The sequence below is a fragment of the Citrobacter sp. TBCP-5362 genome, assembly GCF_005406305.1.
GTDB lineage: Bacteria > Pseudomonadota > Gammaproteobacteria > Enterobacterales > Enterobacteriaceae > Citrobacter_B > Citrobacter_B koseri.
Map to the genome: position 1 here is coordinate 1,730,993 of NZ_CP040234.1, position 12,716 is coordinate 1,743,708.

The 12,716-nt window shown below is 54.9% G+C and carries 14 protein-coding genes and 1 riboswitch; of the genes, 12 read left to right on the plus strand and 2 right to left on the minus strand.

From position 1 onward, the window contains the following. Positions 1-7: 7 nt before the first annotated feature. Together pduB and pduA are read right to left on the minus strand one after the other, a co-directional pair. On the minus strand, positions 8-820 hold the full coding sequence (pduB, locus tag FD428_RS08290) for a propanediol utilization microcompartment protein PduB (RefSeq protein ID WP_112001953.1): 813 nt from the start codon (positions 818-820) through the stop codon (positions 8-10). Then, positions 817-1,101: a propanediol utilization microcompartment protein PduA gene (gene pduA / locus FD428_RS08295; protein WP_001183618.1), complete on the minus strand. Its 285-nt coding sequence runs from the start codon at positions 1,099-1,101 to the stop codon at positions 817-819. Before pduA ends, pduB begins: the two co-directional genes overlap by 4 nt. Before the next feature lie 523 nt (positions 1,102-1,624). On the opposite strand from pduA, the gene pduF reads away from it, so the two are divergent. The 12 genes from pduF to FD428_RS08355 all read left to right on the plus strand — a co-directional run bounded on the left by pduF (position 1,625) and on the right by FD428_RS08355 (position 12,706). Then, positions 1,625-2,434 (plus strand): propanediol diffusion facilitator PduF, encoded by an 810-nt coding sequence (pduF, locus tag FD428_RS08300; protein ID WP_047462725.1) that lies wholly within the window; start codon positions 1,625-1,627, stop codon positions 2,432-2,434. Between the two features lie 205 nt (positions 2,435-2,639). Further along, positions 2,640-3,551, plus strand: coding sequence for a regulatory protein PocR (gene pocR, locus FD428_RS08305; RefSeq protein ID WP_047462728.1), 912 nt, complete (start codon positions 2,640-2,642; stop codon positions 3,549-3,551). A 298-nt stretch (positions 3,552-3,849) separates the two neighbouring features. After that, positions 3,850-4,024: riboswitch (cobalamin riboswitch) on the plus strand. Between the two features lie 98 nt (positions 4,025-4,122). Next, the gene (locus FD428_RS08310) at positions 4,123-5,502 is read left to right on the plus strand and encodes a cobyrinate a,c-diamide synthase (RefSeq protein WP_114848175.1); all 1,380 of its coding nucleotides are present in this window, start codon (positions 4,123-4,125) and stop codon (positions 5,500-5,502) included. Beyond that, positions 5,499-6,458, plus strand: a complete 960-nt coding sequence (gene cbiB / locus FD428_RS08315) for an adenosylcobinamide-phosphate synthase CbiB (protein ID WP_047462732.1) — start codon at positions 5,499-5,501, stop codon at positions 6,456-6,458. Before FD428_RS08310 ends, cbiB begins: the two co-directional genes overlap by 4 nt. Before the next feature lie 12 nt (positions 6,459-6,470). Then, a complete protein-coding gene (locus FD428_RS08320) occupies positions 6,471-7,103 on the plus strand; it encodes a cobalt-precorrin-8 methylmutase (RefSeq protein ID WP_012131778.1) in 633 nt (210 codons plus the stop codon). Continuing rightward, complete coding sequence (cbiD, locus tag FD428_RS08325) at positions 7,100-8,239, plus strand: cobalt-precorrin-5B (C(1))-methyltransferase CbiD (RefSeq protein ID WP_012131779.1); 1,140 nt, start codon at positions 7,100-7,102, stop codon at positions 8,237-8,239. Before FD428_RS08320 ends, cbiD begins: the two co-directional genes overlap by 4 nt. Then, entirely contained in the window at positions 8,233-8,838 is a 606-nt protein-coding gene (locus FD428_RS08330; protein WP_047462737.1) for a cobalt-precorrin-7 (C(5))-methyltransferase, read from the plus strand. The genes cbiD and FD428_RS08330 overlap by 7 nt, the downstream gene beginning before the upstream one ends. Then, complete coding sequence (locus FD428_RS08335; protein ID WP_047462740.1) at positions 8,828-9,397, plus strand: decarboxylating cobalt-precorrin-6B (C(15))-methyltransferase; 570 nt, start codon at positions 8,828-8,830, stop codon at positions 9,395-9,397. The genes FD428_RS08330 and FD428_RS08335 overlap by 11 nt, the downstream gene beginning before the upstream one ends. Further along, positions 9,390-10,163, plus strand: a complete 774-nt coding sequence (locus FD428_RS08340; protein ID WP_114848174.1) for a cobalt-precorrin-4 methyltransferase — start codon at positions 9,390-9,392, stop codon at positions 10,161-10,163. Before FD428_RS08335 ends, FD428_RS08340 begins: the two co-directional genes overlap by 8 nt. Beyond that, entirely contained in the window at positions 10,144-11,199 is a 1,056-nt protein-coding gene (cbiG, locus tag FD428_RS08345) for a cobalt-precorrin 5A hydrolase (protein WP_047462746.1), read from the plus strand. The genes FD428_RS08340 and cbiG overlap by 20 nt, the downstream gene beginning before the upstream one ends. Continuing rightward, positions 11,199-11,924: a precorrin-3B C(17)-methyltransferase gene (locus FD428_RS08350; RefSeq protein ID WP_012131784.1), complete on the plus strand. Its 726-nt coding sequence runs from the start codon at positions 11,199-11,201 to the stop codon at positions 11,922-11,924. Before cbiG ends, FD428_RS08350 begins: the two co-directional genes overlap by 1 nt. After that, positions 11,921-12,706, plus strand: coding sequence for a cobalt-precorrin-6A reductase (locus tag FD428_RS08355; protein WP_049011681.1), 786 nt, complete (start codon positions 11,921-11,923; stop codon positions 12,704-12,706). The genes FD428_RS08350 and FD428_RS08355 overlap by 4 nt, the downstream gene beginning before the upstream one ends. Positions 12,707-12,716 lie beyond the last annotated feature (10 nt).

Consider the following 12,716-nt stretch of genomic DNA (forward strand, 5'->3'; position numbering starts at 1 on the left):
ACGGATATCAGATGTAGGACGGACGATCGTTTTTCGGCGTCGTGCCGAGGGTCGACAGAACGGTTTTGCCGATTTCACGGGCTGAAATAACCGCCTGACGCACCGCGCCGGAATCCCCGGAAATCACCAGAATGGCTTCGTTACTGAAGCTGGTGCCGTGTGCCGGAGAGCTGTAAGCCACGACCTCAACATTGGCGGATTTCAGCGCGGTATCCGCCATCAGCACGCCAACGGAGGCGGGGGCGCCGACAATCACGCCGCAGGCGCGGCCAATTGGCGCGCCAAAGGCTTTTTCAAGCGCATAGCTGGCGCGGGCGGTGTATTGCAGCTCGATATGTCCGGCTTCATTGGCGTATACGTCGCCGAACGTCCGGTCGAGTTCTTTCAGCGCAACTTCAATGCCGCGCTTCACGTCCGAAACATCATTGCCGCCTAAAATAATCAGCGAACCGTGGCCTGCGCCGCCTTTGGTATCGCGGGGAAGCTCAATGCTGACCACTTCGGTATTGGTCGCTTTTACTGCTTCATCGGCGGCCATAATGTGTGGGCCTGCGCCAGTTCGCGCGCCAAGGATTCCGATGGAGCGGTAGCGCTTTTCCAGCTTCATCGCTTCCAGTAAGGCACTGTCCACATTTGCGATCACCAGACCGACGGTGTCGCCAATCGCGGTGCCGACAAATTCCGTTAAACTGCAACTTTTCTCTGCCATAGCCGTCTCTCGTATTGGGTGGGTTTCTTCAGGAATGGCCGTTTGTTCTGGCGTTGCCACACGGGCAATCACCTGCGCCATGATCTGTTCCACCAGTTCATTGCTGCTCATTGGCTAATTCCCTTCGGTAAGATTTTTTCTACATCGGTATGAGGGCGTGGAATAACGTGTACGGCTTTCACTTCTCCCACGTTGCGTGCGGCAGCGGCGCCCGCATCGGTTGCCGCTTTTACTGCGCCAACGTCACCGCGAACGATGACCGTTACCAGCCCGGAGCCAATTTTTTCGTAGCCGACTAACATCACATTGGCTGACTTCACCATTGCGTCTGCGGCCTCTATGGCTGCGGTTAAGCCTTTGGTTTCTACCATTCCTAATGCTTCTTGTTGCATAAAGACCTCGCCTGGGTTGTCCCGATGTTGATGACTATAAAAAGAAGCGAGGAAAAAGAATGGCTGACTTTAAAAAGAGAATGAAAAAATAATGGGTGGTCAATAGCACTAAATTGCTGTGATTTTTTATAACTCGTTGAATTTAAAGGTTGGTCGTGTTGTTTTTGATATGATTATTTCGTTTTCGCTATTCCATTTTTACATTTTACAGGGTGACAAAATAAATAACTTTTGCTACGCGAAAAATGGAATTGTGATATTTGTTTGAAAACGAATATCTGGTGATCGCAATTTTTTATTATCCCTAATCTGGCATTTTATTCGTTAGAGTACGCTCCATTATTGCCCTGGAGAATAAACAGAGAGCAATATTTTGCTATAGCAACACGATTTTTCGGGGCAGGTTAACGGCAGATTGCCAACAATTTACAGGTGCCGCTTTTTATAGTGATGCTCGTTGTACTCTACTGCCAGTACGGCGTTGTGCTGGTAAAGACACGAACTCTGCTTAGAAGGTGTCACAATGAACGATTCACTAAAAGCACAATGTATTGCCGAGTTTTTGGGCACCGGGCTGTTTTTGTTCTTTGGTATCGGTTGCCTGAGTGCATTAAAGGTTGCGGGTGCGAGTCTGGGGCTATGGGAGATCTGCATCATTTGGGGGCTTGGGATCTCGCTTGCCGTTTATCTCACGGCCGGGATATCGGGCGCGCACTTGAACCCGGCGATTACCATTGCGCTGTGGTTGTTTGCCTGTTTCCCAGGGCGAAAGGTCTTGCCTTATTCCATCGCTCAGGTTGCCGGAGCGTTCGGCGGCGCGCTGTTGGCCTATCTGCTCTACGGTAGTTTATTTACCGAGTTTGAAGCGGCGAACCATATGGTGCGCGGCAGCGTGGAGAGTCTGCAACTTGCCAGTATTTTCAGTACCTACCCGGCAGCCGCGCTGAGCGTATGGCAGGCGGCGCTGGTCGAAGTGGTCATTACCTCGATTCTGATGGGGATGATCATGGCGCTGACCGATGATGGCAATGGGGTTCCTAAAGGGCCGCTGGCGCCTTTGCTTATCGGTATTTTGGTTGCCGTTATCGGGGCGTCTACCGGGCCACTTACGGGGTTTGCGATGAATCCGGCGCGTGATTTTGGTCCAAAATTATTCGCGTGGTTTGCCGGTTGGGGAGACATTGCCATGACCGGGGGGCGCGATATTCCTTATTTTATTGTGCCGATTATTGCGCCGATTGTCGGAGCTTGCGCCGGAGCTGCGGTTTATCGTTACCTGATTGGTAAAAATTTACCGTGCAATGCCTGTAAGCTGGAGGAAAATGGACGTTAACACGACGGGACGTATGTATTTTTGAAACACGTAAAATCATTTCGTGATCTGGTTTCACGAACTGGTCAAAACGTCTCCCACGGATGGGAGACTTTTGTTATTGTCCCTTATACTTTTTTATCACTAATACAGTATGGTGATGATGAAAGGTAAATGTGAAATAAATGTTCTATTTGCAACAATAAATTAACTGAGGGGTTTTATCATGATTTCTGCGAGTGCCCTGAACTCAGAACTCATTAATAAAATCGCACAGGATTTTGCACAAGCCACCAGTCTGGCGGTCGTGGTTGTCAATATTCACGGTGATGAAATTTCTGAGTTATTCAATTTCACGCCTTTTTGTCAGCTAATGCGTCAACATCCTCAACACAGTATTCGTTGCCGTATGAGCGATCGCTGCGGGGGGCTGGAAGCGTCAAAATCAGATCAGCCCTGTATTTATCGTTGCCATGCCGGGCTAACCGATTTCTCCATTCCTTTGGTGATTGCCGGTCATCTGGTGGGGTTTGTGTTATGCGGTCAGGTACGTTTAAGCGATGATGTTGGACTGGTTGATATTCTTAATGTCGATGATCGCTGGCAGGCCGATCCTGAACTGTTGAATGAGTTCCGAAACGTCCCCGAAATGGACTACGCGCGGGTGATAGCCTCTGCGGATCTGCTGAAGCTGATTGTGGAAAATTGCCTTAAAAAACAACTTAATTTTGTTGTTATCAAAGACAATCCGCCGCAAGCGGAACCTACTCGTTCGCAACGTGGGCCCAATCCCCACGACAGCAAAATGAAGAAAGCGTTACGCTACATTGACGCGCATTTATCGGACGATCTTCGCCTTGAAGATGTCGCTTCTCACGTCTACCTCAGCCCGTACTACTTTAGTAAGTTATTCAAGAAATATCAGGGAATCGGTTTTAATGCCTGGGTAAACCAACAGCGCATGGCCAGCGCCAGAGAGCTGCTTTGTCACAGTGACTGGAGTATCGCCAGCATTGCACGTAATTTAGGCTTTTCTCAAACCAGTTATTTTTGCAAAGTGTTCCGTCAGACCTATCAGATCACGCCACAGGCTTTCCGTCAGCAAATAAATGATAATTCGTCCGCCGAGTCTGCATAAATAGCAATATTTTGCTATTGCCGATTTTTGATATCGTATTGTATGCCAGTCATTATAAAATGAAAAAAACTATAGCAGAGCAATAAATTGTCATAGCGCAACAAAATAATGTTATCTGAAGGATAAACTGAGCCAGTTTTTATTTTTGTGATGAGATACAGTGTCATTATGAATAGGTTTCATTATTCTTTTGCGCAGTGTTTCATTCAAAACAGGCGTCATTACACCATTGCGTTGGCATAATGGCGCGTAACAGGTAATTAAAATTTAATTGTCGTTATGAGCGAGAAAGTGATGCTCATAACATCAGCCGACAGGTTTGGCACATTTGTGTCAGGGAAGGGGGTGAGAATCCCCCGCAGCCCCCGCTGCTGTGATGCTGACGACCCCGTAAGACCACTGATCGCAAGATTGGGAAGGACGGGCGAGGAGGACGCTAAGCCAGAAGACCTGCCTGTCGGTATTTACCAACAACTTCGGTGGGAAGTGGGTTGCTCAGTAGCGTACAGTCGAAAGACTGGGGTAATACGCAGCTAAACAATACCTCTACCACCCTGAACAGGATCAGGGTATGGCGGCAAAGCTTCACGCATTTATTCTCGCAGGGACCGGAAGCGGCTGTGGTAAAACCACCGTCACGCTTGGTCTGCTGAGTCTGCTGAAAAGACGTGGAATGCGTGTTCAGCCATGCAAAGTCGGCCCTGATTATCTCGATACCGGCTGGCATACGGCAGTATGCGGCAGTGAGTCCCGTAACCTCGACAGCTTTATGCTCCCGGAGCCCGTGCTTAACGCGCTGTTTTGTGAACACATGCAGCAGGCGGACGTCGCGGTGATCGAAGGCGTGATGGGACTCTATGACGGCTATGGCACCGACCCGAACTACTGTAGTACGGCGGCGATGGCGAAACAGCTGGGCTGCCCCGTGATTTTGCTGGTGGACGGTAAAGCCGTTTCTACCTCCATTGCCGCGACGGTAATGGGATTTCAGCACTTTGATCCTGACCTCAATATCGCTGGCGTGATTGTTAATCGCGTTAATAGCGAAACTCACTACCAACTCCTGAAAACGGCGATTGAACGCTATTGTTCGCTACCGGTGCTTGGCTATGTTCCCGGAGTGGAAGGCGTGGCGTTGCCGGAGCGTCATCTGGGGCTGATTACCGCGCGTGAGTCCATCGTTAATCAACAGCCGTGGCAGGATTTTGCCGATACGCTTGAACGAACGCTGGACATTGATGCGCTTCTTTCCCTGAGTCAGCTAACCGCGCTGCCTGCTGGCGAGTGGCCAGCGTTACCCGACCCGCAGGCGGGAAAAGGACTTACCGTTGCTATCGCGGATGACGAAGCGTTTAACTTTTACTATCCCGATAACATCAAACTGCTGGAACGTACCGGCGTAACGATGACGCGTTTCAGTCCACTGCATGACAGCACGCTGCCGGAATGCCAGATGATCTGGCTGGGAGGCGGATACCCCGAGCTACACGCCGCCGCGCTGGCGGCGAACACCCCAATGCTGGCGCAAATGCGCGCCGCCCATCAGCGCGGCGTGGCGATTTATGCAGAGTGCGGCGGGCTGATGTACCTCGGCAGTACCCTGGAGGACGCCAGTGGAGAGATTCACCGGATGGTGGATGTGATTCCGGGGCACAGCAAAATGGGGAAACGGTTGACCCGCTTCGGCTACTGCGAAGCGCAGGCCAGAGAGCAAACGCTGCTGGCGGCGGCAGGCGAAGTGCTGCGTGGACATGAGTTCCACTATTCTGATTTTCTCCCGGAAAACCCGGCGGTGATGGCGTGCCGTAAAGTCCGCGATGGTAAGACATTGCAGGAATGGTCTGGCGGCTGGCAGGTGGGGAATACCTTCGCAAGCTACCTTCACGTTCATTTCGCACAACGCCCTGCAATGCTGAACCACTGGCTGGCGGCAGGAAGGGAGGCGCTATGACCGTGCTTGCGTGGTGTATCGCCTGGCTTCTGGATTTCGTTATTGGCGATCCGCAGAACTGGCCGCATCCGGTACGCTGGATTGGCAATTTAATTTCAGCAACTCAACGTGTTGTGCGGCGTTACTGCCATAGCGACAGATCGCTGCGCATTGGCGGAGCGGTGATGTGGCTGGTGGTGGTCGGCGTGACGTGGGCGGTTTCCTGGGGCGTGCTGGCGCTGGCGAGCGCGATCCATCCCTGGTTTGGCTGGCTGGTAGAGATCTGGATGATTTTTACCGTGCTGGCTGGCCGCTGTCTTGCGAATGCTGCCCGCGATGTTGAACGCCCGCTGCGGGCGGGCGATTTAGCTGAAAGCCGCGAGAAGCTGTCATGGATTGTCGGACGGGATACCTCACAGTTACAGCCTGAACAGGTTAATCGTGCCGTGGTGGAAACGGTCGCTGAGAACACCGTAGACGGCATCATCGCCCCGCTTTTTTTCCTCTTTTTGGGCGGCGCGCCGCTGGCAATGGCGTACAAAGCCGTAAATACCCTCGATTCAATGGTTGGCTATAAACACGAAAAATATCGCGCCATTGGTATGGTCAGCGCCCGTCTGGATGATATTGCGAACGTTATCCCGGCGCGTCTGAGCTGGTTGCTGCTGAGCATTGCCGCGACGTTGTGTCGTTACGACGGCTATCGCGCCCTGCATATCGGCTGGCGGGATCGCTACAACCACAGCAGTCCTAACTGCGCGTGGTCAGAAGCCTCTGTTGCCGGTGCGCTGGGTATTCGTCTTGGCGGCCCGAATGACTACTTTGGCGAGCGTGTTGAAAAACCCTGGATAGGCGACGCGCAGCGCGGCATTTCAGTAGATGACATTTCCCGAACGATTCGATTGATGTGGGTAGCCTCGACCCTGGCACTGGCGCTGTTTATCGCCGTACGGTGCCTGCTGGTTGGCGCAGCCTGAGGATAACAGACGATGCAATATATTCAGCAGCCCCAGGCGATTGAGGCCAAAAGTTTCGACATCATTGGCGAGATCATTCGCGAGACACGCCCGGAGTATCAGTTTGCCAGCCCGCTTCACGAAGCGATCATCAAGCGGGTGATTCACACCACCGCCGACTTTGACTGGCTGGATATTCTCTGGTTTTCCGATGACGCGCTGGAGCGACTCTGCGCGGCGCTGAGTCGCCCATCCATTATCTATACCGATACCACAATGGCGCTTTCCGGCATCAATAAAACATTGCTGGCGACGTTTGGCGGTGAATGCCGTTGCTATATCAGCGATCCGCGAGTCGTGGCGGAAGCAAAAGCGCAGGGGATTACCCGATCAATGGCGGCGGTGGATATTGCCGTGACGGAAGAGAGTGAAAAGGTGTTTGTGTTCGGCAATGCGCCGACGGCGCTGTTCCGGTTGCTTGAGCATGACGTTGCCGTGAGTGGCGTGGTAGGCGTGCCGGTCGGGTTCGTCGGGGCGGCGGAGTCTAAAGATGCGCTGACGAAAAGCGCGTTGCCAGCTATCGCAGCGCTGGGGCGCAAAGGAGGAAGCAACGTCGCCGCCGCGATCGTAAACGCCATGCTCTATTACTTGCAGGGGGCGCGATGAGCGATCAATCCTTCGACGCGCCTGTCTGGCACAACGGCAAAGCGTTGCGAAAAGGGTATACCACCGGATCGTGCGCGACCGCTGCGGCAAAGGTCGCCGCGTTGATGGTGTTACGCCAGCATCTGATTCATCAGGTCTCCATCGTTACGCCGTCCGGGGTGACATTGTGCCTGAACGTCGAGTCGCCGCACATCGAAGGGCGGCAGGCGATTGCCGCGATCCGTAAGGACGGCGGCGATGATGTCGATGCCACGCACGGAATGCTGATTTTTGCCCGCGTAACGCTGAACGATAGCGGCGAGATTACGTTGCAGGGCGGGGAAGGCGTGGGAACCGTGACGCGTAAGGGAATTGGACTGCCGGTGGGCAGCGCGGCGATTAATCGTACTCCGCGCCATACCATTGAGTCTGTAGTACGCGAAGCGATAGGCCCGGCGCGGGGAGCGGACATTGAAATTTTTGCCCCGGAGGGGGAAGAACGGGCGCAGAAAACCTATAACGCGCGCCTCGGTATTCTGGGCGGTATTTCGATCATTGGAACCACCGGCATTGTCACTCCGATGTCGGAGGAGAGCTGGAAACGCTCACTGTCGCTGGAGCTGGAAATCAAACGCGCTGCCGGTCTGGAGCGCGTTGTGCTGGTGCCGGGAAACCACGGCGAGCGTTTTGTGCGCGAACAGATGGGGATCGACACGCAGGTTGTCGTCACCATGAGCAATTTCGTCGGTTACATGATTGAAGAAGCGGTACGTCTGGGATACCGCCATATCGTGTTGATCGGCCATCCCGGTAAGTTGATTAAAATAGCCGCGGGGATTTTCCACACTCACAGCCACATCGCAGATGCCCGCATGGAAACCCTGGTGGCGCATCTGGCGCTGCTTGGCGCGCCGCTTGAGTTACTGACTCGGGTCAGCGACTGCGATACCACCGAAGCGGCAATGGAGCACATTGAAGCATACGGTTTTCAACATATTTACAACCATCTTGCGCAACGCATCTGTATGCGCGTGATGCAGATGCTGCGCTTCACGAAAACGCCACCTACCTGCGACGCCATCATGTTCTCTTTTGATAACCAGATCCTCGGTAGCAATCGTCCGATCGAAGAGATTGTGGAGGAGATGCAATGCTAACGGTAGTGGGCATGGGGCCGGCAGGGCTGCATTTGATGACGCCAGCGGCACGCGAGGCCGTGGCGGATGCCGATGTGCTGGTGGGGGGAAAGCGTCATTTATTGCAGTTTCCTGCGTTCACCGGCGAACAGTTTGTTCTGGGCGCCAATATTGCGGAATTGCTCAACTGGATTGCCGGGCAGCAGGACAAACGCATCGTGGTGCTGGCGTCCGGCGATCCGCTGTTTTACGGCATCGGGACGCGCATGGTGGCCCATTTTGGCATTGAGCGGGTGCGCATTATTCCCGGTATCAGCGCAGTGCAATATCTGTGCGCGCAATCGGGTATCGATATGAACGATATGTGGCTGACCAGCAGCCACGGTCGCAGCGTCTGTTTTGATGAGCTGGCGCGTCATCGCAAGGTCGCGATGGTGACGGATGCCCGTTGCGGGCCGCGAGAAATTGCGACGCAGTTAATGGCGCGCGACAAGGGGCATCGCTGGATGGTGATAGGCGAAAACCTGGCAATGGAAAACGAGCGGATTCACTGGCTGCGCGTCAGTGAAGTCAATGCCGACTATGACATGAACGCAGTGGTGATCCTTGATGAAAGATGAGCTTTTTCTACGTGGTGAGAACGTGCCGATGACCAAAGAAGCGGTTCGCGCGCTCGCGCTCTCAAAACTTGATTTGCACCGTGCCAGCCATCTGATTGACGTAGGCGCCGGGACCGGGAGTGTGTCGATAGAGGCGGCGTTACAGCACCCTTCGCTGCACGTTACGGCGATTGAACGTAACCCGGCAGCGCTGCGGTTGCTGGATGAAAACCGCCAGCATTTTGCCTGCGGCAATATCGACATTCTGCCGGGTGAAGCGCCGATGACGATGACCGAAAAAGCGGATGCGGTGTTTATGGGCGGGAGCGGCGGCCATCTGACGACGCTGATTGACTGGGCTATGCGGCAATTGCATCCCGGCGGCCGTCTGGTGATGACCTTTATCCTTCAGGAAAACCTGAATACTGCGCTGGAATATCTGACACAGATTGGCATCCATGAGGTGGATTGCCTGCAAGTGCAGGTGTCGTCACTCACTCCCCTCGGCAATGGCCACTATTTCAAACCGAATAATCCTGTTTTTGTTATCGCCTGTCAGAAGGAAGAGAACCATGTCTGAGACATTTGATCCCCGCTGTGTATGGTTTGTCGGCGCAGGTCCGGGCGATCGTGAACTGATCACGCTTAAAGGTTATCGCCTGTTGCAGCAGGCGCAGGTCGTTATTTATGCCGGATCGCTGATTAATACTGAACTGCTGGACTATTGCCCGCCAGGCGCGGAGTGCCACGACAGCGCCGAACTGCATCTGGAGCAAATTCTGGATCTGATGGAAGCGGGCGTGAAAGCCGGAAAAACGGTCGTACGCCTGCAAACGGGCGATGTGTCGCTGTACGGCTCCGTGCGTGAGCAGGGCGAAGAACTTACCCGGCGCGGCATCGACTGGCAGGTGGTGCCGGGCGTCAGCGCGTTTCTCGGCGCTGCTGCGGAGCTGGGGGTGGAGTATACCGTCCCGGAAGTTTCGCAAAGCCTCATCATTACCCGCCTGGAAGGGCGTACTCCGGTGCCGGAACGTGAACAGCTGGAGTCCTTCGCCAGCCACCAGACGTCAATGGCGATTTATCTCTCCGTGCAGCGTATTCACCGGGTTGCCGAGCGGCTGATTGAAGGTGGCTATCCGACCACCACGCCGGTGGCGGTTATCTACAAAGCGACCTGGCCGGAAAGCCAGACCGTGCGCGGCACGCTGGCGGATATCGGCGATAAAGTACGTGAGACGGGTATCCGTAAAACGGCGCTCATTCTGGTCGGGAATTTCCTGGGGGATGAGTATCACTACTCAAAACTCTATGCGGCGGACTTTAGCCATGAATACCGTAAAGCCTGAATCTATAGCCCTGTTTTGTCTGACGCCCGGCGGCGTACAGCTTGCGAAGCGGCTGGCGGCGATGCTGCCGTTAACCTGCTTTACCAGTGAGAAACTGCTGGAAGACGGGTTTATGCCCTTCGAAGGCGGATTTGCACAATCGGCCCGCGATGCGTTTGCTAACTATTCGGCGCTGATTTTTATCGGTGCGACCGGCATAGCGGTACGCGTGCTGGCACCGCTGGTAAACGACAAATTCAGCGACCCGGCGGTGGTGGTGATCGACGAACGGGGCCAGCATGTGATCAGCCTGCTCTCTGGTCATGCGGGGGGCGCCAATGCGCTGACCCGCTATCTGGCGGGCATGCTCGGCGCCGATCCGGTTATCACGACGGCGACTGACGTTAACGATATGGCGGCGCTTGATACGCTGGCATTTCAGCTCAATGCCCGGATGACCGATTTCCGCTCGGCGGTAAAAATCGTCAACCAGATGCTGGTCAGCCACCAGCGCGTCGGGCTGTGGTGGGATGAGGAGCTGGCAGACGATGTCAGTCACTGCGATCGACGCGGGTTCATCACCGTGACCGACCTGCATCAACTTCCTGAGCTTGATGCGCTGATTTGCATCACTTTGCGCAATGAATTGCCAGAAATCCCCGTCCGGCACTGGAAGCTGGTGCCGCAGCGGGTGGTCGCCGGAATCGGCTGTCGCCGCGATACGCCGTTCCCGCTGTTGGCAGCGCTGCTGGCGCGACAGCTGGAGGCGCAGAAATTTGATCCGCTGGCGTTGAAAGCGATTGGCAGCGTCTCGCTCAAAAAAGATGAGCAGGGATTAATCCAGCTTGCCTCCTGCTGTCGCGTTCCCTTTGAAACCTTTACCGCTGACGCGTTGCGTGAGCATGAACATCGCTTCCCGGCCTCCAGATTTGTGCGGCAAACCGTCGGTGTGGGCAGCGTATCCGGCCCGGCGGCCTGGCTGTTAAGTCACGGAAAACTGTCTGGCGAAACCCTGCGCGAACAGGGCGTCACTATTACTTTGGGAGTTTCACACTGATGTTAAGCGTAATTGGAATTGGCCCTGGCTCGCAGGCAATGATGACGATGGAAGCCGTAGAAGCCTTACAGGCGGCGGAAATTGTCGTTGGCTATAAAACGTACACCCATCTGGTAAAAGCCTTTACCGGCGACAAGCAGGTGATCAAAACCGGAATGTGCAAAGAGATCGAACGCTGTCAGGCGGCGATTGAACTGGCGCAGGCCGGACACAATGTGGCGCTGATCAGCAGCGGCGATGCGGGGATTTATGGCATGGCGGGGCTGGTGCTGGAACTGGTCAGCAAACAGAAGCTGGACGTTGAAGTGCGGCTGATCCCCGGCATGACCGCCAGTATCGCGGCGGCCTCCCTGCTGGGCGCGCCGTTGATGCACGATTTCTGTCATATCAGCCTGAGCGATCTCCTGACGCCGTGGCCGGTCATCGAAAAACGGATTATCGCCGCCGGAGAAGCAGACTTCGTGATCTGTTTCTATAACCCACGCAGCCGTGGCCGTGAAGGTCATCTGGCGCGTGCTTTTGAACTGCTGTCCGCCAGCAAAAACGCGCAAACGCCGGTTGGCGTGGTGAAATCGGCGGGGCGTAAAAAGCAGGAAAAATGGCTGACCACGCTCGGCGATATGGATTTTGAGCCTGTCGATATGACCAGCCTGGTGATTGTCGGCAACAAAGCCACTTACGTACAGGATGGTCTGATGATCACGCCGCGAGGTTACGTACTGTGAATTACGGCGACGTGCTGGTTATGGGCGGCACCAGCGATGCCCGGATGCTGTGTCAGCAACTGGATGCGGCAAAGGTGGCATACACCCTGTCGGTTGCCACGCCGACAGGAAAGCAGCTGGCTGGCGACATTAAAGGTCAGATCCGCTGCGGGCGCCTGGAGCCAGAGGAGATGGTGGCCTGGCTGAAAGCGCACCGCACGCGTTGGGTCATTGATGCGTCGCACCCGTATGCCGAGGTCGTCAGCCGCAACATTATGCACGCCTGTGAACGCGCGGGGGTGTTGCTGAGCCGCTATCAGCGCCCGGAACAGCTCAGCGAGCTTACGCACCCGCTGTTGCACCATGTCCACACGATTGCTGAGGCCTGCGATGTGGCGCAGCGCTTTGGCGAACGCGTTCTGTTAACGACCGGAAGTAAAGATCTGGCGACCTGGCGAGCCGGGTTGCCGCACAAAAAACTGCTGGCCCGCGTCTTACCTGTTCCTGAGGTCATTCAGCAATGTGCCGACCTGGGATTCGGCGTTGGTGAGATTTTCGCCCTGTGCGGGCCGTTCAGCGCTGAATTTAACGCGGCGTTTTATCGTCAGTGCCAGGCCGATGTCGTGGTGACAAAAGCATCGGGGGCGGAGGGCGGTTATCAGGAAAAAGTTCAACCCTGTCTGGATGCCGGTATCCCCTGCATCGTGATTACCCGCCCGGCGACGCTTGTAACGGGTGATGAGTTACTGGAAAGTCAGGCCGCATTTGCGCAGCGTTTGGCGCGCTGGCTGGCCGCTGCTTAAGGAGTAAGAG

Coding starts and splice junctions, on each gene's coding strand:
- cbiG (WP_047462746.1), top strand. CDS start 10,144: ATGAATACCGTAAAGCCTGAATCTATAGCCCTGTTTTGTCTGACGCCC.
- pduF (WP_047462725.1), top strand. CDS start 1,625: ATGAACGATTCACTAAAAGCACAATGTATTGCCGAGTTTTTGGGCACC.
- FD428_RS08310 (WP_114848175.1), top strand. CDS start 4,123: ATGGCGGCAAAGCTTCACGCATTTATTCTCGCAGGGACCGGAAGCGGC.
- cbiD (WP_012131779.1), top strand. CDS start 7,100: ATGAGCGATCAATCCTTCGACGCGCCTGTCTGGCACAACGGCAAAGCG.
- pduA (WP_001183618.1), bottom strand. CDS start 1,101: ATGCAACAAGAAGCATTAGGAATGGTAGAAACCAAAGGCTTAACCGCA.
- pduB (WP_112001953.1), bottom strand. CDS start 820: ATGAGCAGCAATGAACTGGTGGAACAGATCATGGCGCAGGTGATTGCC.
- FD428_RS08340 (WP_114848174.1), top strand. CDS start 9,390: ATGTCTGAGACATTTGATCCCCGCTGTGTATGGTTTGTCGGCGCAGGT.
- FD428_RS08330 (WP_047462737.1), top strand. CDS start 8,233: ATGCTAACGGTAGTGGGCATGGGGCCGGCAGGGCTGCATTTGATGACG.
- FD428_RS08320 (WP_012131778.1), top strand. CDS start 6,471: ATGCAATATATTCAGCAGCCCCAGGCGATTGAGGCCAAAAGTTTCGAC.
- FD428_RS08335 (WP_047462740.1), top strand. CDS start 8,828: ATGAAAGATGAGCTTTTTCTACGTGGTGAGAACGTGCCGATGACCAAA.
- FD428_RS08350 (WP_012131784.1), top strand. CDS start 11,199: ATGTTAAGCGTAATTGGAATTGGCCCTGGCTCGCAGGCAATGATGACG.
- pocR (WP_047462728.1), top strand. CDS start 2,640: ATGATTTCTGCGAGTGCCCTGAACTCAGAACTCATTAATAAAATCGCA.
- cbiB (WP_047462732.1), top strand. CDS start 5,499: ATGACCGTGCTTGCGTGGTGTATCGCCTGGCTTCTGGATTTCGTTATT.